The sequence below is a fragment of the Nocardioides yefusunii genome (assembly GCF_004014875.1).
GTDB lineage: Bacteria > Actinomycetota > Actinomycetes > Propionibacteriales > Nocardioidaceae > Nocardioides > Nocardioides yefusunii.
Genome location: NZ_CP034929.1, coordinates 3034384 through 3055363 on the forward strand (window position 1 = coordinate 3034384; position 20980 = coordinate 3055363).

Genomic DNA, 20980 nt, shown 5'->3' on the forward strand with positions numbered 1-20980 from the left:
CCCCCATGACGGAGGCACACCATGACGACGACCGCCGACCCCGTTCATCCGCCCACCACCTCCGGCCCCTCCCCTGACGCTGCGCCTGACCCTGGGCCTGACGCTGGGCCTGACGCTGGGCCTGACGCTGGGCCTGACGCTGGAGGGCCACGCGCCACTCTGGTGCGCACCTTCACCGTGGGCCGCGCCGGACAGTTCCGCGGCGACGACGGCACCGGCGGACGTCTGGCACCAGCCCTGCACTACGCCTCCCGGATGGCAGCCCAGCTCGACCGCGTCCTGGGCACGGGACCGCTGCAGCGCGTCGTCGTCGACGGGCCGCGTGCGATCACCGCGGCCGTGGAGTGGAGCGCCAGCCACGAGCTGCTGCTGCACGCCTCGCTGAGCGCGGGCACCACGACTCCGTTCCTGCTGCCGCGCGACGACGAGGGCCCCCGCGCCCGGCACGCCTCGGAGGCGATCTGGGTCCGGGCCCGGCACGGCGCCGAGTCGATGGCCCGGATCGACGAGGTGCTGCGCGCGGTGCACGCCCACGCCGGTGCCGACTGGACGGTCCTGCTCGACGAGAACCTCACCGCGCTGCGCCTCTTCGGCACCCCCAGCGCCTCGACGCTGGCGATCGTCGCCAGCCGCTGCCACGGCGTGCTGCGCGGCCTGGGGCTGCCCGAGGTCCACAGCCTCACCCTCACCTACGCCAGCGGGTCGCTGGTGCTGCTGCCCTCCGACGACGTCATGACGTTGCTCTCCAGCCCGCACACCGACCCCGGCGCGCTCGTCGACGTCGTCGCGCGGGCGCACGCAGCCCTCGCCGACCCCGCCGCGGCCACCGCAGCAGCCCTGGACGCCACGCTGGGGCCAGCCGTGCGTGAGCCGGTCTACACGCCGCGACCTCGACCGGCGGAAGCCGCCGCGGCGGAACCGGTCGTCGATCAGACGGACGCATCGATGCCGGAGACGCGGAAGACCCGGTGGCGCTGGGGGCGTCGGGCCTGAGCCCGCTCCCCCGCACCACCGGGTCTACGTCAGTCGTTCTCCGCTCACGCGGGGGTGACCACCAGCACCAGGTCGCCGCCCTGGACGGCACGGGTACCGGCCACGGCGATCCGCTCCACGACACCGGAGACGGCGGCGGTGATGGAGGCCTCCATCTTCATGGCCTCGATGACGGCGACGGTCTGACCGACCTCGACGGTGTCACCGACGGCGACCTTGACCGCGACGGTGCCGTCGAACGGGGCCGCGACGTGGCCGGGCACCGAGGAGTCAGCCTTCTCGGCGGCAGCGACCTCGGCGACCACCGAACGGTCGCGGACCGAGACCGGGCGCAGCTGGCCGTCGGAGGTCAGCAGGACGGTGCGGAAACCGCGCTCGTCGGGCTCACCTATGGCCTCGAGGCCGACATTGATCTCGACGCCCTCCCACAGCTTCACGACGGTCTCGTGACCGCGCTTGAGGCCGTAGAGGTAGGCCGGGGTCGGGACGACGGAGACGTCACCGAACTGCTCGCGCGACTCGTGGAACTCACGCGTCGGGGCCGGGAACAGCAGGCGGTTGAGCATGTCGCGGCGCACGGCGGCGTCGTCGTTGACGAGTGCTGCCTCCTGCTCACCGGTGAGGACCTCGACGGGCTTCTTCCAGGTGCGACCGGCCAGCGCCTTGGTGCGGAACGGCTCGGCCCAGCCACCGGGCGGGTCGCCCAGTTCGCCCGACAGGAAGCCGACCACGGAGTCGGGCAGGTCGTAGTTGCCGGGGTTCTCGGCGAAGTCGGCGACGTCGGCACCGACGGCGACGAGGTGCAGGGCGAGGTCGCCGATCACCTTCGACGACGGGGTCACCTTGGGGACGTTGCCGAGGATGTCGTTGGCCGCGGCGTACATCTCCTCGACGGCCTCGAACTTCTCGCCCAGACCCAGCGCGATCGCCTGCTGACGCAGGTTGCTCAGCTGGCCGCCGGGGATCTCGTGACGGTAGACGCGACCGGTCGGCGCGGGCAGACCCGACTCGAACGGCGCGTAGACACGGCGAACCGCCTCCCAGTAGGGCTCGAGGGCGTTGACGGCCGCCAGGTCGAGGCCGGTCTCGCGCTCAGTGTGGTCGGTCGCCGCGACCAGCGCGGAGAGCGAGGGCTGGCTGGTGGTGCCGGCCATCGCGGCGCAGGCGGCGTCGACGGCGTCGACCCCGGCGTCGATGGCGGCGGTGAGGGTGGCCAGCTGGCCGCCGGTGGTGTCGTGGGTGTGCAGGTGCACCGGCAGGTCGAAGCGCTCACGCAGCGCGGTCACGAGGACCTTCGCGGCGGGGGCACGGAGCAGACCGGCCATGTCCTTGATCGCGAGGACGTGCGCGCCGGCGTCGACGATCTTCTCGGCGAGCTCGAGGTAGTAGTCGAGGGTGTAGATCTTCTCGGCCGGGTCGAGCAGGTCGCCGGTGTAGCAGAGCGCGACCTCGGCCAGCGCGGTCCCGGTCTCGCGGACCGCCTGGATGGCGGGACGCATCTGCTCGACGTCGTTGAGGGCGTCGAAGATGCGGAAGATGTCGATGCCGGTGGCAGCCGCCTCCTTGACGAACGCGGTGGTCACCTCCGTCGGGTACGGGGTGTAGCCGACGGTGTTGCGACCACGCAGCAGCATCTGAAGGTTGATGTTGGGGACGGCCTTGCGGAGCTCGGCCAGACGCTCCCACGGGTCTTCGGCGAGGAAGCGCAGTGCGACGTCGTAGGTGGCGCCGCCCCAGGCCTCCAGGGAGAGGAGCTCGGGGGTGGTGCGGGCGACGTGACCGGCGACGTTGACCAGGTCGCGGGTGCGCACGCGGGTGGCGAGCAGCGACTGGTGGGCGTCACGGAAGGTGGTGTCGGTGACGGCGACAGCCTTCTGGGCGCGCAGCGCGGCGGCGAAGCCCTCGGGGCCGAGCTCGAGGAGCTGCTGGCGCGAACCGGCCGGGACCGACTCGCCCTTGGCCAGCGGCGGCAACGTCGGGAGCTTGGTGATCGGGTCGACGGTGATGGTCGGCTTGCCGTACGGCTTGTTGACGGTGACGTCGGCCAGGAAGACGAGCAGCTTGGAGCCCCAGTCGCCGGTGCGACGGGCCTGCAGGAGCTGCGGGTGGGTCTCGATGAACGAGGTGGTGACGCGACCCGCGGCGAAGTCGGGGTCGGCCAGAACGGCCTCGAGGAACGGGATGTTGGAGGCGACGCCGCGGATCCGGAACTCGGCGACGGCGCGCTGGGCCTTCTCGACGGCCTTCTCGAAGGTGCGGCCGCGGCAGGTGAGCTTGGCCAGCAGGGAGTCGAAGTGGGCCGAGACGTTGGCGCCGGTGTAGGTGGTTCCACCGTCGACGCGGACGCCGGGGCCACCCGGGGAGCGGTAGGTGGTGATCTTGCCGGTGTCGGGGCGGAAGCCGTTGGCCGGGTCCTCGGTGGTGATGCGGCACTGGAGTGCGGCACCGCGCAACTGGATGGTCTCCTGGGAGAGGCCGAGGTCGGCCAGGGTGGCGCCGGCTGCGATCCGCATCTGGGACTGCACGAGGTCGACGTCGGTGACCTCTTCGGTGACCGTGTGCTCCACCTGGATGCGGGGGTTCATCTCGATGAAGACGTAGTTGCCGGCAGGGTCGAGCAGGAACTCGACGGTGCCGGCGTTCTTGTAGCCGATCTCCTTCGCGAACCGCACCGCGTCGGCGCACATCGCGTCGCGGATCGCGGGGTCGAGGTTGGGCGCGGGAGCGATCTCGACGACCTTCTGGTGACGACGCTGCACCGAGCAGTCGCGCTCGAAGAGGTGGACGACGCCGCCCTGGCCATCGGCCAGGATCTGGACCTCGATGTGGCGCGGCTCGACGACGGCCTGCTCGATGAAGACGGTCGGGTCGCCGAAGGCGGCCTCGCCCTCACGCATGCAGACCTCGATCGCCTCGCGCAGCGCGGCGCGGTCGTCGACGCGACGCATGCCTCGGCCACCGCCACCGGCGACGGCCTTGACGAAGAGCGGGGTCGGGATGGCCTCGGCGGCGACGACGAGGGCGTCGACGTCGGTGCCGGGCTCGACCGACTGCAGGGTCGGGACGCCGGCAGCCTTGGCCGCCGCGATCGCGCGGGCCTTGTTGCCGGTCAGGGTGAGCACGTCGGCGCCGGGACCGATGAAGGTGATGCCGGCCTCCGCGCACGCCTCGGCGAGCTCGGGGTTCTCCGACAGGAAGCCGTAACCGGGGTAGACGGCGTCAGCGCCGGCCTTCACGGCGACCTCGACGATGGCCTTGGCGTCGAGGTAGGCGCGGACCGGGTGGCCGAGATCCCCGATCTGGTACGCCTCGTCCGCGCGGAGGCGGTGCTCGGAGCCCCGGTCCTCGTGCGGGAAGACGGCGACGGTGGTCGCGCCGATCTCATGGGCGGCGCGGAAGGCTCGGATGGCGATCTCGCCACGGTTGGCTACGAGAACCTTGGAGAACATGGGGGTTTTCACCTCGACGTGTCTGGGTGTGGACGGTCGACTGCAGGGGGTCGTGATCCGGGGTAGGTCGTCGGTAGTGACCGGTCCCCACGGTGGCAGGAGTCTCGCACCCCTCCCCTACGCGCGGGTACGCGCCCGGGGCGGCATCGTCGTGGAGGTGAGCGTTGAGTAACCTGTTGCGCTCAACGATACAAAGTGTCTCGCCAATGTGGCACCCGGCCTCCCCGTTCCCAGGTCACCGACGAGGTCATCACGCTCTCCGGTCAGGATCGTGACCGGACCGCCACACTTCTCCCTGCCCCTTCGAGGCCGCCCGTGGCACACTCACGCCATGCCAGAGCACACCCCTGAGAACGAACCCCGACCCCCACGGATCGAGACGGGCGAGGGCCCTGACGTCCCCAGCCCGCCCCAGGCTGCAGTGGTCGCGGGCACCACGCCCCGGGTCGAGGTGGACGTGGCCGTACAGAGTGCCGCTGCGCCGAGCCGGGAGCGCGTCATCGGGGCCGGCATCTCGTGGCTGGCCACGTGGAGCGGTCGCTGGATCCTGATCGCGTTCGCCCTGGTGATCCTGGGCCTCGTCGTCGGCAAGGCCTGGACGATCCTGATGCCGGTCGCGCTGGCCCTGCTGATCAGCGCAGTGCTGGCACCGGTGTCGCGGGCCATGGAGCGGTTCCTGCGATTCCCGGCTGCACTGGCCGCGGTGACGACGCTGCTGGGCAGCGTGGCGTTGGTGATCTGGGCGTTCGTCCTGATGGCACCGTCGGTGGCGAGCCAGAGCACCGACATCGCCAACGACGCCGTCAAGGGCCTGCAGAAGGTCCAGGACTGGGTCCAGGACTCCAACCTCTTCAACAAGGAACAGATCGACGAGTTCATCGCGTCGGTCCAGAAGCGCCTCACCGACTCCGCCGACGTGATCGCCTCCGGCGTCCTGTCGGGTGTCGGCGCGGTGACGTCGGTGCTGATCAACCTCGTGGTGATCGCGTTCCTGACCTTCTTCTTCCTCAAGGACGGCCGCAAGTTCTTGCCCTGGCTGCGCGGCTCGACCGGCCCGTCGGTGGGTGCGCACCTGGTGGAGGTGCTGAGCCGGGCTTGGTACACGCTGGGCGGCTTCATCCGTACCCAGGCGATCGTCAGCGCGATCGACGCCGTGCTGATCGGCATCGGCCTGATCGCCATCGGCGTCCCACTGGCGGTGCCGCTGGCGGTGCTGACGTTCTTCGGTGGCTTCATCCCGATCGTCGGCGCGATCGCCGCCGGTGCGGTGGCCGTGCTGGTGGCGCTGGTCTCGAGCGGCCTCACCGGCGCCCTGTGGGTGCTGGTGCTGATCGTCGTGGTGCAGCAGGTCGAGGGCAACCTGCTCTCGCCGGTGCTGCAGTCGAAGTCGATGGACCTGCACCCCGCGATCGTCCTGCTCTCGGTGACGCTCGGATCGGGTCTCTTCGGAATCGCCGGCGCGTTCCTGGCAGTGCCGGTGGCTGCGGTCGCCGCGGTGATCTTCCGCTACCTCAACGAGCAGGTGAACGCCACGGTGGTGGCCCAGGACGCGGTGGCTGCCGCGACCGCGGACACACCGCCAGTGGTGGTGCTCGGTGACGGCAGCCGCCCGACGCTCAAGGAGCGTGTGGCCGCAGCGGTGGCCGCAGCGCGACGCCCCGTCGCGGACCACCACGACGCGGACTGAGCACCACGCCTCGACGTGAACGACACGAGGGCCGCCCGACGCAGTGCGTCGGGCGGCCCTCGTGCTTCGCACAGGGGACGACGCGCCGGGAGACCCGGGCGTCTCAGGCTCAGGCGTTGACGAGCGCAGGTGCCACGAGCGCGGAGGCGACGTCGCGGATCTCGCCGACCAGCCCGGAGAGAGTCTCGAAGGTGAGCATGTCGTCGTCGCCCTCACGCATCTCGGCGAGGAGAGCGTTCAGCGCACCGACCGCGACGTTGACGATGTGCGTGGCTTCTCGGACGGGGCCGACGCCGGGCAGCAGGCTGCGCGAGGGGTCGACCGCGAGCCACTCGGCGACGATCGCGACGAGCTCGAGCGAGTACGACGTCATCGGGGAGAGCAGCAGGGGGAGGCACTCGGGCTGCTCGTCGCGCAGACGGTTGCGTCCCGCAGCGACCTCCTGGTTGATCTCTGCACCGCCGATGGAGAGGACGGAGATCTGCATGATCGCGCCGAGGAGCGAGAACGGAGCGACCTCTTCCAGCACCGCCCAGGCCTCCTCGCGCGGCGCCATCTTCAGCGGTCGGCCGAAGATCGCTGCCTCACGCGAGGGCATGTAGTTGAAGAAGGTGCTGCGAGAGATGTCCGCTTCGTCGCAGATCTCCTGGACGGTGACGTCCTTGAAGCCCTTCTCGAGCGCCAGACGGACGCCGGCCTGCTCGATTGCGTTCACGGTGCGGCGCTTCTTGCGCTCGCGCAGTCCTGCTGCCATGGGACCAACCAACCTGTCTGAGTCGTGATGCGGTGAGGCCACCCTAACTGTGATCCAGAAAAGAATTGAGATTATTTCTGGACTCTATGAGGCGAAAATTGCACACCGTCCCAACAAACTGTGCATCAGCGTACCCGAGGCTCGTGACGCAGGGGGCGAAAGCGCCGAAAGCAAGCCACTCCCGGCCCTCAGGACCAACGCGGCACCCCCGCACTCCCACGACCGAGGGGCCTTGACAGAGAACGACGAAGGCCCCCGATCCGCATCTCTGCGGATCGGGGGCCTTCTGGTGGAGCCGCCTGTCGGAATCGAACCGACGACCTAGTCATTACGAGTGAATCGCTCTACCAACTGAGCTAAGGCGGCAGGCGTACGTTTCGCCCCCGGAGGGACTGACGAACAACCGAAGGCGAGTATACGGACACACTGACCCACCTGTGAATCGGCGGCCCCTCCCCGGACGGAGAAGGGCCGCCCCGAGTCAGCAGGTGACGGTGTCGGTGGGCACCTTGCCGTCGAGGAAGTAGGCGTCAACGGCCTCGTCCACACAGGTGTTGCCGGAGTTGTAGGCGATGTGGCCGTCGCCGTCGCGGCTGATCAGCACACCCGACTCCAACTGCTCGGCCAGGGCCACGCCCCAGGCGTACGGCGTCGCCGGGTCACGCGTGGTCGCGGTCACCAGGATCGGAGCCGCACCGGCGCCGTCGATCTCCAACTTCTCCGGCTTCGGGAAGCCGAATCCCTGGCAACTGGTCAGGCCCCAGGCCAGCACCCGACCGAACGTGGGCGACGCCTTCTCGAAACGCGGGAGGTAATCCTTCACCTCGTCAGCGGTCACGTAGGTGGGGTCGTCGAGACAGTTGATCACCGCGCTGGCCTCGAGGGAGTTGTTGAGGAACGACTCCCCGTCACGACCCAGGTACTGGTCGGCGAGGTACAGCAGCATCGAGCCGTCGCCGTCGAGCGCGAGCGTGAGCACCTGCGTCAGGAAGGTCCAGTAGCTCTCGCGGTAGAGCGGCGTCACGATGCCGTAGAACGCGTCGCCCGAGGTGAGGACCTCGTCGCCCGCCTTCAGCTCACCCTTCTCGATCGAGTCCAGCAGGTCGCGGACCTGCTGGACTCCCGCGTCGACGTCACCGGTGAGCGGGCAGTCGCTCTTCGTCTGGCAGCTCTTCACGTAGGAACGCAGCGCGATCTCGAACCCCTTGGCCTGCCCCAAGGACAGGTCGAGGAGTTCCAGGGTGGGGTCCATGCCGCCGTCGAGGACGAACTTGCCGACTCGTGCAGGGAAGAGTTCGGCGTAGGTGGCGCCGAGCTTGGTGCCGTAGGAGGCGCCGTAGAAGTCGAGCTTCTCCTGGCCCAGCGCCGCACGCAGCACGTCCATGTCCTTCACGGCCTCGATGGTGGAGACGTGACGCGCCAACTCACCGGAGTTGGCCAGGCAGGCCGCCGCTAACTTCTTGGCCTCCACGTCGACGGCCGCGATCTCGGCTGCCGTGGTGGGCGTCGGGGCGTCGACGTAGGCGTTGAGGTCGGCGTCGGAGTAGCAGTCCAGTGCCGCCGACTTCATGACACCGCGGGGGTCGAACCCGACGACGTCGAACGCCGACGCCAGGGTGCGACCCAGGACTGCGTCGACACTGCCCGCCATCTCCGTGCCGGAGCCGCCAGGGCCGCCGGGGTTGACCACCAGCGTGCCGATGCGCTTCTCGGGGTCACGCGACGCCATCCGGTTCACCGCAAGGTTGATCACGGTGCCGGCCGGGTCGGCGTAGTCGAGCGGGACAGCCAACCAGGCGCACTCGAGGTCGTCATTGGAGGTGGAACAGGGGACGAACTGGATCTCCTGCTCCATGAACGGCGTGAGGTCGTCGGTCTGCTCGATCGACGGAACAGGGATCGGCTTCAACGTCTCGGGCGTCTCCTCCCCCGACGGCCACAGCACCACCAGGGCGGTGGCGATGGTGCCCAGCACGAGTGCCAGCACCGCGACCAACGCGACGATCCGCGTCGTGGCCTTCTTCATCTACGGTCTCCCTCCAGTCGCAACGCGACCGTCATCGACTCCAGCGCCATCGCTGGCGGAACGTTGAACTCGAGCATCTGCTGCCGTGCCGTGAGCACGGCGTCGATCCGGCGCAGGTGCGCCTCCGGCGTCGACCGACGCGCGAGCGTCTCGACGTCGGCGTGGATGTCTGCGTTGACCAGCCCGACCCGGGCGCCCACACCGACGGTGATCGCGTCGCGGTAGACCGAGATGATCTCGGTCAGCGAGCGGTCCACGACGTCGAGCAGACGACGCTTGGCGCGGCGCTTCTGGCCGGCCTCCAGTTCGCGCAGGGCGGGTGAGTACTCCTTGGGGCGCTTGCTGCGACCCTCGACTCCGTAGGAGCGGTCGAGTTCGGCCTTCTCGCGGGCCTCGACCTCGACGGTGATCGCGTCGGTCTCGGCCTTCGCGATCTCGAGGATCGTGGCGGCGGCGTCCATGCAGGCCCCCAGACTGCCCAGGCGCGCCGGGATCCGCACGACGTCGGAACGACGCTTGCGGGTCTCCTCGTCGCGGGCCAGCGCCCGGGCGCGGCCGATGTGCCCCTGGGAGGCCTGTGCGACCTGCTGCGCGAGCTCGGCGGGCACACCGTCGACGCGCTGCAGGTAGCCGGCGACCTGATCGGTGGTGGGGGTGCTGAGGGTGACGAGGCGGCAGCGCGAACGAATGGTGACGAGGACGTCCTCGGCGGTCGGCGCGCAGAGCAGCCAGACGGTGCGGGCGTTGGGTTCCTCGATCGCCTTGAGCAGCGCGTTGAAGCCGTGGTCGTTGAGGCGGTCGGCGTCCTCGATCACGATCACCTGCCAGCGCTGGCCATTGGGCGAGAGCGCCGCCTTGCGGACCAGGTCGCGGACGTCCTTGACCGCGATCACGAGCGCGTCAGTACGTACGACGGTGACGTCGGCGTGGGTGCCCGCCATGACGGTGTGGCAGGAGTGGCACTCCCCGCAACCGCCCTGCTCGCACTGCAGCGCCGCGGCGAAGGCGACGGCAGCGTTGGAACGTCCCGAGCCGGGCGGGCCGGTGAAGAGCCAGGCGTGCGTCATCCCGTCGCCGCGGGCGGCACGGTCGAGCGCGGTCGCGACGTGCGACTGCCCGACGAGGTTGGTCCAGATCGGGGCGACCATCAGCGTTCCTCACCCGCGCGGACGGCCTGCGTGAGCAGCGGCTCGACGCGGGCGGTGATCGCGGCGTGGATCTCCTCGACCGGCGCACGGGCGTCGAGGACGAGGTAGTGCTCGGCGTCGGCGGCGGCCAGACGCAGGAAACCGTCGCGGACGCGCTGGTGGAACTCGATGCCCTCGGCCTCGATCCGGTCGCGCTCCTCGAAGCGTCCCAGTCCGGTCTGCGGGGCGAGGTCGAGCAGGATCGTCAGGTGCGGACGCAGGCCACGGGTGGCCCAGCGCAGCATCGGGTCGAGTTCGGCGACGTCGAGCGCACGGCCTGCACCTTGGTAGGCGAGGGAGGAGTCGACGTAGCGGTCGCAGACGATCACCTCGCCACGCTCCAGCGCAGGCATCAGCAGCGCGTCGACGTGCTCGGCCTTGTCAGCGGCGTAGACGAGCGCCTCGGTGCGCGGGGAGAGGTCGCCGGTGGCGGGGTCGAGCAGGATCCGACGCAGCTCCGCACCGACCTCGCTGCCGCCGGGCTCACGGGTCAGCAGCGCGTCGTGGCCGCGCTCGCGCAGCCATGCCTCCAGCAGACGCGACTGGGTGGTCTTGCCGGCGCCCTCACCGCCCTCGAAACAGAGGAAGACTCCGGTGGAGGTGTACAGCGGTGCGGGTGCGGCGATCACGGGGCAACCCTACGGGTGGTCGCCGTCAGATTCGGCGTCCAGCAGAAGTGCCGCTCAGCCGATCGTGCTGAGCAGCGCGACGAGCATCGGCACACCGACTCCCAGCAGCACCCAGAACCACCCGGTGACGCGACGGTCCGGGATGCCGGGCACCTTCTGTCGGCCCTCCCCGCGGCGAGCACCCTCGCCGAACACCCAGAACGCGACGGCTCCGATCCACGGCACCCACAACGCCCAGAACCACGCCCAGCGGGTCATCCGGATCGGCTCGGCTCCGGCGATGATTCGGGCGACGGTGCCGACGTAGAGCAGCAGCACGGTCAGGACCGCCCAGCCGGGGATCAGCACCGTGTCGGCCAACGAACCGTCCGGACGCGGCGTGAGGTCGTCGGAGAACGTCAGCCCCTCGGGAACCGACGCCTGCCACTCGGCCTCCAGCGCGGCCGCGTCGCGGAGCCGCACCTCGGTCTCGGCGCTGAACGGGACACCCCACCGGCGCCACTGCACCGTGACGGTCCGCTTCCCCTGCGCCCCCGCCTCCGCAGCGGTCACCGCGTCGCCCATGTCGGTGCGGACGTGCGTCACGGCACCGGATCGCACGCCGTCCTCGAACGCGTCGAACGAAACCTGCCACGAGCCCCGCAGCAACGCGCTCAGGGCGACGACGGCGAAGAGCGTCAGCGCGAGCCAGCGCCGCGCCACGGCCCACGTCGGACTGGTGACGCCGCGCGACGCCGGTCCGGGAGCCGGATCTGTGGGCCGCTCGGCGGCGCTCGTTGCTGTCCCCATGCCGCCACCCTAGGCGGCACGCTGCGCCTTCGTGACCGTTCACGTACGCGTTACACACGTGCCGACCTGCTGGTAACACGCGCTGAGCAGACTTGATCTCGGGTGGACCGGCCAGGAGGTCCGCACAGCACCAACGACGGAACAGGACGAGCAGTCAGGGGCACCAGATGTTGTGGTCGGTCAAGGCGGTCTTCTTCAACCGCGAAGCAGGGATCCAGGGCGTCGCCCAGGCCTGTCACGACAACGCCATCGCGCTGCAGGACCTGCGCTCCACCACCGGCCGGCGCGGCCAGGTGGTCGACGAAATCGTCCTGGCCAGCTCTGACGGCTGGACCAGCCGCCGCATAGGCGACCTGATGGCTGCTGCCGGCGCCGCGACCGTCCAGGTGATCGCCGTCGACGCCGACCACCCCGAGGCGCACCTCAACGCCGAACGCAAGGCCCGCCTGGCTCACCCCGGCGGCACCCGACGCAACTGGCACGGGATGCGCGCCGCGGGCTGACCCGCTCCCAGAACTTCGTCGCCGGACCGTTCCCCGGCGGCGAGGCGGTCTCCTCTCCCTGACCGCGAACAGCACGAGGGCCGGACACCGAATGCGCGCGGTGCCCGGCCCTTCGTTGTGCCCGGAACAGCCGCACCCCACCGGTTCGAGTCGTGAATCAGGCGATTCTGCGACCCAAACCGGTGGGGTGCGGCGTCGAAGGGAGGTCAGGCCTCGGTGGAGGCAGCCTTCTTCGTCGTCTTCTTGGCCGCCGTCGTGGTGGTGGCCTTCTTGGTCGCAGTGGTCTTCTTCGCGGCCGTCTTCTTCGCAGCGGTCTTGGTGGCGGTCTTCTTGGCGGCGGTCTTGGTCGCCGTCTTCTTGGCGCCCTTCTTCGCAGCCTTCTTGGCCGGCCCCTTGGCACGCTTCTCCGCGAGGAGTTCGGCGCCACGCTCGAGCGTCATCTTCTCGACCGTGTCGTCCTTGCGCAGCGTCGCGTTGTACTCACCGTCGGTGACGTACTCGCCGAAGCGACCCGACTTGATGACCATCGGCTGACCCGAGACGGGGTCAGTGCCGAGCTCCTTGAGCGGGGCGGCAGCAGCGGCACGACCACGGGCCTTGGGCTGGGCGTAGATCGCCAGCGCCTCGTCCAGGGTGATCGTGAGCAACTGCTCCTCCGACGCGATGGTGCGCGAGTCCGTGCCCTTCTTCAGGTACGGGCCGTAGCGACCGTTCTGCGCGGTGATCTCGACGCCGTCGGCGTCCACGCCGACCACGCGAGGCAGCGACAGCAGCTGCAGCGCCTGCTCGAGGGTGACGGTGTCGAGCGCCATCGACTTGAAGAGCGAACCGGTGCGCGCCTTCACGGCGTTCTTGCCGGTCTTGGGGACGTCCTCGGGCAGGACCTCGGTGACGTACGGGCCGTAACGACCGTTCTTGGCCACCACCATGTAGCCCGACTCCGGGTGCTTGCCCAGGACGGTCTCCTCACCGGCCGGGTTCGCGAGCAGTTCCAGCGCCTTCGCGGTGGTCAGCTCGTCCGGCGGGAGGTCGTCGGGGACGTTGGCACGCTTCGCAGCCGGGTTGCCCTCGTCGTCGGGACCCTCCAGGTACGGGCCGTAACGACCCACACGCAGGTGGATGCCATCGGCGGGGTCGCCGATCGGGAACGTCGCCAGCTCACGGGCGTCGATCTCGCCCAGGCCGGTCACCAACTGGTGCAGGCCCTTGAAACGGTCGGAGCCGTTGTAGAACTCGTCGAGCTCGGCGACGCGCTGCTTGCGGCCACCTGCGATGTCGTCGAGGACCGACTCCATCTCGGCGGTGAACTCGTAGGAGATCTGGCGCGCGAAGTGCTCCTCCATGAGGCGCATGACGGAGAACGCGATCCACGCCGGCACCAGGGCGGTGCCCTTCTTGTAGACGTACCCGCGGTTGATGATCGTGGAGATGATCGAGGCGTAGGTCGACGGACGGCCGATCTCGCGCTCCTCGAGCTCCTTGATCAGGGTCGCTTCGGTGAAGCGGGCCGGCGGCTTGGTCTCGTGACCCGACGGGGTGATCGAGGCGGCCTGGACGGCAGCGCCCTCGGTCAGGTTGGGCAGACGCGTCTCGGCGTCGTCGCGCTGCTTGGAGGAGTCGTCGGTGCCCTCCACGTACGCCTTGAGGAAGCCGTGGAAGGTGATGACGCGACCCGAGGAACCGAAGACGACGTCGCGGCCGTCGGAGGCGGTGCCACCGAGGCGGACCGAGACGGTGTGACCGGTGGCGTCCTTCATCTGCGAGGCGACGGTGCGCATCCAGATCAGTTCGTAGAGACGGAACTGGTCGCCGGTGAGACCGGTCTGCGCGGGCGTCTTGAACGACTCACCGGCGGGACGGATCGCCTCGTGCGCCTCCTGGGCGTTCTTCACCTTGGAGGCGTAGGTGCGCGGGACGTCGGGCAGGTACTCGGCGCCGTACAGTTCGCGGACCTGGTCACGGGCGGCACCGACCGCGGCGCTCGAGAGCGTCGTGGAGTCGGTACGCATGTAGGTGATGAAACCGTTCTCGTACAGACGCTGCGCGACGGACATGGTTACCGAGGCGCTCATGCCGAGCTTGCGACCGGCTTCCTGCTGCAGCGTCGTGGTGCGGAACGGGGCGTAGGGAGAACGCTTGTACGGCTTCGACTCGACCGAGCGGACCTCGAAGGAGGTCTGACGCAGGGAGTCACCGAGGTCCTCGGCCGCCTTGCGGTCGAGGTGGACGACGCTGCCCGACCCGTCCTTGGCGCCCTTGAGTTCACCGCCCTGGGTGAAGTCCGATCCCCGGGCGACGCGCTTGCCGTCCACGGAGTGCAGCTTGGCCGGGAACATCCGCGGCTCGACGTCGGCGCCACCGTCGAAGGTGCCCTCGAGGTCCCAGTACGAGGCGACGCGGAACTTCATCCGCTCCTTCTCGCGGTCGACGACGAGGCGGGTCGCCACCGACTGCACGCGGCCCGCGGAGAGGCCACTCATGACCTTCTTCCACAGCACCGGGGAGACCTCGTAACCGTAGATGCGGTCGAGGATGCGGCGCGTCTCCTGCGCCTCGACGAGGTGCATGTCGAGTTCGCGGGGGTTCTCCGCGGCGGCGAGGATCGCGGGCTTGGTGATCTCGTGGAACACCATGCGGCGCACCGGGATGCCCTTGGGCTTGAGCTCGTCGAGGAGGTGCCAGGCGATGGCCTCCCCCTCACGGTCCTCATCGGTGGCGAGGAAGAGTTCGTCGGCGTCCTTGAGGAGCTTCTTCAGCTTCGTGATGTGCGCCTTCTTGTCGCGCGGCACCACGTAGTACGGCTCGAACCCGTTCTCGACGTCCACGCCCAGACGACCCCACGGCTTGTCCTTGATGGACGCCGGAGTCTCGGCAGCGCTCTGCGGCAGGTCACGGATGTGACCGATCGAGGACTCCACCACGTACCCCGCACCGAGGTACTGACCGATCTTGGTGGCCTTGGTGGGCGACTCCACGATGACCAGTTTGTGTGCCACAGGCATTCCCTTGCTTCTTCTTCGACACCGCGACGCGGGCCGGACGCCGACACGTTAGCGCGACACAGCGGCTGCGGCACGGTCAGGCGGGCTCGCCCATCCTGCCGGACGCACCGTGAACGGTACGGCGGTGCCACTGAGCAGCACCGGGGCGAGAGCGTGCCACACGGTCCAACTCCAGGGCGCAGGTCCTCGGTCGGGAGCGGGCTGACCTAGGGTTGGTCCAGACCACTGGCGCCCGCCAGCCCCAGTGGCCATTCCCCCCCCAGAACGCCGGAACACCCAGAAAGAGGTGACCGTCGCGCATGTCGGACCTGACCAGCCCCGGGTCGTCCCACCACAGCGTCCCCTGCCCGTCCCCCTCGTTCGCGCTGCTGCTGCGTCGGACCGAGCACGTCATGACCCAGCACGTCGCTGCCCGGATCGCTCCGTTGCTCGACACCCATGACCTCACGATCGAGCGGTGGCGTGTGGTCGCAGCCCTGGCCGCCGAGCCCGAGCAGACGATGACACAGCTCGCCGAGCGCGCTGTCCTGCCGCCCGCCAGCCTGACCCGTCACGTCGATCGCCTCGTCGCGCGTGGTCTGGTGATCCGACTGGCGAGCCCCGAGGACCGTCGGCGCGTCGTGGCGTCGCTCTCCGAGGACGGCCACCGGGTCTGGCAGCAGGTCGACTCCACCGAGCGCGAGGTGCACGCCCAGCTCGCCGCCGCGATCGGCGAGCAGCGATTCGCCAGCCTGACCGCTGACCTCGCTGCCGTTCCGGAGCTCCTCACCGCTTGGTGAGACGCCTTCGCGCGAGGTCCTTCACGACGCCCCGTCCCGCACTCCGGTGCAGGTGGCGGGGCGTTCGTGCGTCGTGCGGCCACCTCCCTGACCCACCCGCCCATACCCGGAAAAGGGCTTCCCGGCGCGAAACATCGCCCCTCGATCAGTGACGGAGAAGTGACGACGAGGACACGCGGCCGAAACAGCACGTCACGAGATTGAACCCATTCGGAAGCGCCTGCCCAGGGCGCCCAGGAGGGAATCACTCGTGCGCATCACCACCGTCACCTCACCACCGCCTGCCTCCCCTGCTGGCACCCCCACGGACACCGTCCGCAACCCCCGCGGCCGTCGCGCCGCCGGGGTCGTCGCCGTCCTCGCGCTCGCCCTGTCCACCGCGGCCTGCGGCGCGAAGGCCGGCGAGACCACGGAGGCCACGTCCTGCGTCGACACCAGCGGGGACAGCGTCAAGGTCGGCTTCCTGAACTCGCTCTCGGGAACGATGGCGATCAGCGAGACCACCGTGTTCAAGTCGCTGAGCATGGCGGCCGAGGAGATCAACGCCGCAGGTGGCGTGCTCGGCAAGAAGCTCGACGTGGTCAGCGAGGACGGCGCGTCCGAACCCACCGTCTTCGCCGAGAAGGCCGGCAAGCTGATCGAGAGTGACTGCGTGGCCGCGGTCTTCGGCGGCTGGACCTCCAGTTCCCGCAAGGCGATGCTGCCCGTCTTCGAGGCGAAGAACTCGCTGCTCTTCTACCCCGTCCAGTACGAGGGGCTGGAGGCCAGCAAGAACATCTTCTACTCCGGCGCCACCACCAACCAGCAGATCGTCCCGGCGCTCGACTGGCTCAAGGACGAGAAGAAGATCACGTCGATCTTCCTGGTCGGTTCCGACTACGTCTTCCCGCGCACCGCCAACGAGATCATCAAGAAGTACGCCGCCGCCCACGGCATCGAGGTCAAGGGCGAGGAGTACCAGGAGCTCGGCTCGACCAACTTCGGCACCGTCGTCGACAAGGTCAAGCAGGCCGGCGCCGACGCCGTCTTCAACACCCTCAACGGTGACTCCAACGTCGCGTTCTTCAAGGAGTACAAGGGCAAGGGCCTGACGGCGGCGAAGATGCCGGTCGTCTCGGTCTCGATCGCCGAGGAGGAGGTCCCCGGCGTCGGTGTCGACAAGCTCGTCGGCCAGTACACGGCCTGGAACTACTACCAGACCGTCGAGAGCCCCGCGAACGAGAAGTTCGTGGCCGCGTTCAAGAAGGCCAACGGCGACAAGGCGGTCACGTCGGACCCGATGGAGGCGGCCTACACCTCGCTGTACCTGTGGAAGGCGATGGTCGAGAAGGCCAACTCCTTCGACGTCGCGAAGGTCCAGGAGGCCGCCGGCGGCACCACCTTCGAAGCCCCCGAGGGCAGCGTCACCGTCAACGGCGAGAACCACCACATCGCCAAGACCGCGCTGATCGGCGAGATCCAGTCCGACGGCCTGATCAAGACCGTCTGGAACTCCCCCACGCCCATCGAGCCCGACCCCTACCTGAAGTCCTACGACTGGTGGGAAGCCAAGTGACCCAGCACCGCTGAGTCCCCGCGTCCGTCCCCGGCCCCGCGCCGGGGACGGACGCCCCGCACGTCGTCCGCCCCACTCGTTCCCACCCCAGGAGTCCTCATGGACGTGTTCCTGTCGCAGGTGTTCACCGGCCTCTCCGCCGGTGGGGTCCTGCTCCTCATCGCCATCGGCCTGACGTTGACGTTCGGCCAGATGGGCGTCATCAACATGGCCCACGGCGAGTTCCTCATGGCCGGCGCGTACACCGCGTACGTCATGAACACGATCATCGGGAACGCCGAGGCGTCCCTGCTCCTGGCGCTGCCGGTCGGGTTCTTCGTCGGTGGTCTGCTGGGTGTCGCGCTGGAGGCCGGCGTGCTGCGCTGGATGTACCGCCGACCGCTCGACACCCTGCTGGTCACCTACGGCGTCGGGCTGGTCCTGCAGCAGGTCGCCCGCGACATCTTCGGGGCCCCGGCAAAGGAGGTCCCCGGCCCGTCGTGGCTCGACGGCTCGGTGCCGATCCTGGGCTACGACTTCCCGCTGTCGCGGCTGTTCCTGCTGGCGCTGTCGCTGGCTGCGTTGGCCGGTGTCGCGGCGGTCCTGAAGCTGACCGCTCTGGGACGTCAGGTCCGTGCGACCGTCCAGAACCGCGACCTCGCCGAGACGCTCGGCATCTCCACCCGACGCACCGACCGGATCACGTTCTTCCTCGGCTCGGGTCTGGCCGGGATCGCCGGCGTCGCGCTGACGCTGCTGGGCTCCACCGGTCCGACGATCGGTTCGTCCTACATCGTCGAGGCGTTCCTGGTGGTCGTCGTCGGCGGCATCGGTCAGATCAAGGGCACCGTGATCGCGGCGTTCGTGATCGGTGTCGGTCAGTCCTTCCTGGAGTACGCGACCAGCGGTTCGACGGCCAAGGTCATCGTGCTGGCCCTGATCGTGGTCTTCCTCCAGGTACGTCCCCAGGGCATCTTCGCGGTGCGGACCAGGAGCCTCGCATGAGCACCACTCACACTCCCGCCGGTCACACTCCCGCCGGCACGACGGAGACCGCTGCCGCCACCGCTGCGCTGGGCACCACGGGGCCGCGGACCTGGCGCACCGCGCCCCCGGACGTCTCCGGCGGATGGCGCCCCTCGGGTGCGCTGGTGGGCTACGTCGTCCTGGCCCTCGCGCTGCTGCTCGTCGCACCGGCCGTCCTGGAGCCGTTCCGACTCGGGCTGCTGGCCAAGTACTGCTGCTGGGCGATCGCTGCCGTCGGGATCGGTCTGGCCTGGGGTCGCGGCGGGATGCTCGTCCTGGGTCAGGGCATCTACTTCGGGCTCGGCGCCTACGCGATGGCGATGCACATGCTGCTGGCCGACGCGGGCCCCGAAGGCATCCCCGACTTCATGAACCTCTACGCCGGTGGCGTCATGCCGACCTGGTGGGAGCCGTTCCGGTCCCCGGTGGTGACGCTGGTGGCGATCGTCGTCGTCCCCGCTGCCGTGGCCGGTCTGCTCGGGCTGGCGATCTTCAAGCGTCGGGTCAAGGGCGCCTACTTCGCGATCCTGTCGCAGGCCCTCACCGCGGCGTTCGCGCTGCTGCTGATCGGGCAGGTCAAGACGACCGGTGGCTTCAACGGTCTCAACAACTTCCAGAGCTTCTTCGGCTACTCGCTCTACGACCCGGCCAACCAGCAGATGCTCTACTTCCTTGCCGCCGGGACCCTGCTGGCCGCTGTCGCGCTGACGTCGTGGCTCAACTCGACCCGTTTCGGTGAGCTGCTGGTCGCCACCCGTGACGCCGAGGAACGGGTCCGGTTCCTGGGCCACGACCCGGCCAACATCAAGACCGTCGCCTACGTCGTCGCCGCCGTGCTCGCCGCGATCGGTGGCGCCCTGTTCGTGCCGATCGTCGGGATCATCTCGCCCGAGCAGGTGGGTGTCACCGCCTCGATCGCGATGGTCGCCGGGGTCGCCCTCGGTGGACGTGCCTCGCTGCTCGGGCCGGCCGTCGGAGCCCTCGTCATCGGGTACGCCGAGACGTACCTGTCGGAGTCGTTCCCCGGGTCGTGGAGCTACTTCCAGGGGGCGTTGTTCGTCTTCGTCGTGCTGCTTCTCCCCGGCGGGATCGCCCAGTTGTTGACCCGGCGGAGCAAGAAGGAGGTACCCGCATGAGCACCCAGACCACCGCTCCCACCGGCTCCCCCAGCGTTGGCCGCAAGGACTACCTGGAGGTCCGCGACATCCGGGTCGTCTTCGACGGGTTCGTGGCTGTCGACGGTGTGGACCTGACGCTGCTGCAGGGTCAGGTGCACTTCCTGATCGGGCCCAACGGCGCCGGGAAGACCACCGTCGTCGACGCCCTCACCGGCCTGGTGAAGGCCACCGGGACCGCCCACTACGGCGACGCCGACCTGCTCTCCCTGCCCTCGCACAAGATCGTGCGGGCCGGAGTGGGACGCACCTTCCAGACCGCGACGGTCTTCGAGGAGCTCACCGTCGAACAGAACCTCGACATCGCCGGCGGCGTGCACCGCCCTGCCCGACGACTGCTGCGTCGTCGTCGGTTCGTCTCCCCACGGGTGCGGGAGGCGTTGGCGGTGGTGGGGCTGACGCATCTGGCCGACCGGCAGGCCGGGACGTTGTCGCACGGGCAGAAGCAGTGGCTGGAGATCGGCATGCTGCTCGTCCAGGACGCCCAGGTGATGCTCCTCGACGAACCGGTGGCCGGGATGAGCGCCGACGAACGCGTCGCGACAGGTGAACTGCTGCAGCGGATCGGCACCGAACGCACCGTCATCGTGATCGAGCACGACATGGACTTCGTCCGCGCCTACGCCGACGTCGTCACCGTCATGAGCGCCGGAAAGGTCCTCGCCCACGGCACCGTCGACGAGATCCGTGCCGACCCCGAGGTCCAGCGCGTCTACCTGGGCCACACCCCCGAAACCACCGCTCCGGGAGGAGTCGCATGATGCTCGAACTCGTCGACGTCCACGGCGGCTACGGCCGCACCGAGATCCTGCACGGCGTCTCCCTGAGCGTCCCTGTCGGCGGCGCGGTCGCGGTGATCGGCCACAACGGTGCCGGGAAGACGACGCTGCTGCGAGCCGCGGTCGGGCTGCTCAACGTGACGTCGGGGAAGGTGCTCCTCGACGGCGAGGACGTCACCGCGATGGCGCCGCACCAGCGGGTGCGACGCGGGCTGGGTTACGTCCCGCAGGGGCAGCAGTCGTTCGGCCAGATGACGACGCTGGAGAACCTGCAGCTCGTCGCGGGCCGCGACCGCGCCGCGATCGACGAGATGCTCGACCTCTTCCCGGCGCTGACGTCGCTGCTGCAGCGTCGCGCCGGTCTGCTCTCGGGCGGTCAGCGTCAGCAGCTCGCGATCGCCCGGACCCTGCTGACGAAGCCGCGGATGCTGGTCCTGGATGAACCGACCGAGGGCATCCAGCCCAACGTCGTCGCCGAGATCGAGCAGGTCATCATCGACCTCACCCGTCGCGGTGACCTGTCGGTGCTGCTCGTGGAACAGCACGTCGGGTTCGCGATGCGGGCCAGCCAGACCTACAGCGTCCTGGTCTCAGGTCGCGTCACCTCCACCGGCGAGGCCGGGGCGGGGGCGGCCGACGAGGTCCGTGCCGTGATGGCGGTCTGAGCC

At 69.4% G+C, this 20980-nt stretch carries 16 protein-coding genes and 1 tRNA gene; 9 read left to right on the forward strand and 8 right to left on the reverse strand.

Features of this window, described 5'->3' with window-relative positions; translation table 11 throughout:
• Positions 1-162: 162 nt before the first annotated feature.
• Positions 163-993 carry a hypothetical protein gene (locus tag EOV43_RS13980; protein ID WP_128221837.1) on the forward strand — a complete coding sequence of 277 codons (831 nt, stop codon included), beginning with the start codon at positions 163-165 and terminating at the stop codon, positions 991-993.
• A gap of 44 nt (positions 994-1037) precedes the next feature.
• On the opposite strand, the gene EOV43_RS13985 is transcribed toward EOV43_RS13980, so the two are convergent.
• Complete coding sequence (locus EOV43_RS13985) at positions 1038-4442, reverse strand: pyruvate carboxylase (protein ID WP_128221838.1); 3405 nt, start codon at positions 4440-4442, stop codon at positions 1038-1040.
• Positions 4443-4773: 331 nt separating this feature from the next.
• Here EOV43_RS13985 and EOV43_RS13990 point away from each other — a divergent pair, with 331 nt between their 5' ends.
• The gene (locus tag EOV43_RS13990; RefSeq protein ID WP_128221839.1) at positions 4774-6129 is read left to right on the forward strand and encodes an AI-2E family transporter; all 1356 of its coding nucleotides are present in this window, start codon (positions 4774-4776) and stop codon (positions 6127-6129) included.
• A gap of 109 nt (positions 6130-6238) precedes the next feature.
• Here EOV43_RS13990 and EOV43_RS13995 read toward each other — a convergent pair whose 3' ends face one another.
• The 6 genes from EOV43_RS13995 to EOV43_RS14020 all read right to left on the reverse strand — a co-directional run bounded on the left by EOV43_RS13995 (position 6239) and on the right by EOV43_RS14020 (position 11514).
• Positions 6239-6883, reverse strand: coding sequence for a TetR/AcrR family transcriptional regulator (locus tag EOV43_RS13995; protein WP_128221840.1), 645 nt, complete (start codon positions 6881-6883; stop codon positions 6239-6241).
• A gap of 290 nt (positions 6884-7173) precedes the next feature.
• A tRNA-Thr gene (locus EOV43_RS14000) sits at positions 7174-7249 on the reverse strand.
• 115 nt (positions 7250-7364) lie between these two features.
• Complete coding sequence (locus EOV43_RS14005; protein WP_128221841.1) at positions 7365-8909, reverse strand: alpha/beta hydrolase; 1545 nt, start codon at positions 8907-8909, stop codon at positions 7365-7367.
• A complete protein-coding gene (locus EOV43_RS14010) occupies positions 8906-10057 on the reverse strand; it encodes a DNA polymerase III subunit delta' (protein WP_128221842.1) in 1152 nt (383 codons plus the stop codon). The genes EOV43_RS14005 and EOV43_RS14010 overlap by 4 nt, the downstream gene beginning before the upstream one ends.
• Positions 10057-10725, reverse strand: coding sequence for a dTMP kinase (gene tmk / locus EOV43_RS14015; protein WP_206611336.1), 669 nt, complete (start codon positions 10723-10725; stop codon positions 10057-10059). The genes EOV43_RS14010 and tmk overlap by 1 nt, the downstream gene beginning before the upstream one ends.
• A gap of 54 nt (positions 10726-10779) precedes the next feature.
• Positions 10780-11514, reverse strand: a complete 735-nt coding sequence (locus tag EOV43_RS14020) for a hypothetical protein (RefSeq protein WP_128221843.1) — start codon at positions 11512-11514, stop codon at positions 10780-10782.
• Positions 11515-11681: 167 nt separating this feature from the next.
• Between EOV43_RS14020 and EOV43_RS14025 the strand changes: the two genes are divergently transcribed.
• Positions 11682-12017: a hypothetical protein gene (locus EOV43_RS14025; protein WP_128221844.1), complete on the forward strand. Its 336-nt coding sequence runs from the start codon at positions 11682-11684 to the stop codon at positions 12015-12017.
• Between the two features lie 206 nt (positions 12018-12223).
• Here EOV43_RS14025 and topA read toward each other — a convergent pair whose 3' ends face one another.
• A complete protein-coding gene (gene topA / locus EOV43_RS14030; RefSeq protein ID WP_128221845.1) occupies positions 12224-15019 on the reverse strand; it encodes a type I DNA topoisomerase in 2796 nt (931 codons plus the stop codon).
• Positions 15020-15318: 299 nt separating this feature from the next.
• Between topA and EOV43_RS14035 the strand changes: the two genes are divergently transcribed.
• From EOV43_RS14035 to EOV43_RS14060, 6 genes are all read left to right on the forward strand, one after another.
• Positions 15319-15798, forward strand: coding sequence for a MarR family winged helix-turn-helix transcriptional regulator (locus EOV43_RS14035; protein WP_128221846.1), 480 nt, complete (start codon positions 15319-15321; stop codon positions 15796-15798).
• A 250-nt stretch (positions 15799-16048) separates the two neighbouring features.
• The gene (urtA, locus tag EOV43_RS14040; RefSeq protein ID WP_239022141.1) at positions 16049-17353 is read left to right on the forward strand and encodes an urea ABC transporter substrate-binding protein; all 1305 of its coding nucleotides are present in this window, start codon (positions 16049-16051) and stop codon (positions 17351-17353) included.
• Positions 17354-17452: 99 nt separating this feature from the next.
• A complete protein-coding gene (gene urtB / locus EOV43_RS14045; protein ID WP_128221847.1) occupies positions 17453-18337 on the forward strand; it encodes an urea ABC transporter permease subunit UrtB in 885 nt (294 codons plus the stop codon).
• Entirely contained in the window at positions 18334-19494 is a 1161-nt protein-coding gene (urtC, locus tag EOV43_RS14050; protein ID WP_128221848.1) for an urea ABC transporter permease subunit UrtC, read from the forward strand. Before urtB ends, urtC begins: the two co-directional genes overlap by 4 nt.
• Positions 19491-20294, forward strand: coding sequence for an urea ABC transporter ATP-binding protein UrtD (gene urtD, locus EOV43_RS14055; protein WP_128221849.1), 804 nt, complete (start codon positions 19491-19493; stop codon positions 20292-20294). The genes urtC and urtD overlap by 4 nt, the downstream gene beginning before the upstream one ends.
• The gene (locus tag EOV43_RS14060; protein WP_239022142.1) at positions 20291-20977 is read left to right on the forward strand and encodes an ATP-binding cassette domain-containing protein; all 687 of its coding nucleotides are present in this window, start codon (positions 20291-20293) and stop codon (positions 20975-20977) included. The genes urtD and EOV43_RS14060 overlap by 4 nt, the downstream gene beginning before the upstream one ends.
• Positions 20978-20980 lie beyond the last annotated feature (3 nt).

Coding starts and splice junctions, on each gene's coding strand:
- EOV43_RS13985 (WP_128221838.1), bottom strand. CDS start 4,442: ATGTTCTCCAAGGTTCTCGTAGCCAACCGTGGCGAGATCGCCATCCGA.
- EOV43_RS13990 (WP_128221839.1), top strand. CDS start 4,774: ATGCCAGAGCACACCCCTGAGAACGAACCCCGACCCCCACGGATCGAG.
- EOV43_RS13995 (WP_128221840.1), bottom strand. CDS start 6,883: ATGGCAGCAGGACTGCGCGAGCGCAAGAAGCGCCGCACCGTGAACGCA.
- EOV43_RS14005 (WP_128221841.1), bottom strand. CDS start 8,909: ATGAAGAAGGCCACGACGCGGATCGTCGCGTTGGTCGCGGTGCTGGCA.
- EOV43_RS14010 (WP_128221842.1), bottom strand. CDS start 10,057: ATGGTCGCCCCGATCTGGACCAACCTCGTCGGGCAGTCGCACGTCGCG.
- EOV43_RS14020 (WP_128221843.1), bottom strand. CDS start 11,514: ATGGGGACAGCAACGAGCGCCGCCGAGCGGCCCACAGATCCGGCTCCC.
- EOV43_RS14025 (WP_128221844.1), top strand. CDS start 11,682: ATGTTGTGGTCGGTCAAGGCGGTCTTCTTCAACCGCGAAGCAGGGATC.
- topA (WP_128221845.1), bottom strand. CDS start 15,019: ATGCCTGTGGCACACAAACTGGTCATCGTGGAGTCGCCCACCAAGGCC.
- EOV43_RS14035 (WP_128221846.1), top strand. CDS start 15,319: ATGTCGGACCTGACCAGCCCCGGGTCGTCCCACCACAGCGTCCCCTGC.
- urtB (WP_128221847.1), top strand. CDS start 17,453: ATGGACGTGTTCCTGTCGCAGGTGTTCACCGGCCTCTCCGCCGGTGGG.
- urtC (WP_128221848.1), top strand. CDS start 18,334: ATGAGCACCACTCACACTCCCGCCGGTCACACTCCCGCCGGCACGACG.
- urtD (WP_128221849.1), top strand. CDS start 19,491: ATGAGCACCCAGACCACCGCTCCCACCGGCTCCCCCAGCGTTGGCCGC.
- EOV43_RS14060 (WP_239022142.1), top strand. CDS start 20,291: ATGATGCTCGAACTCGTCGACGTCCACGGCGGCTACGGCCGCACCGAG.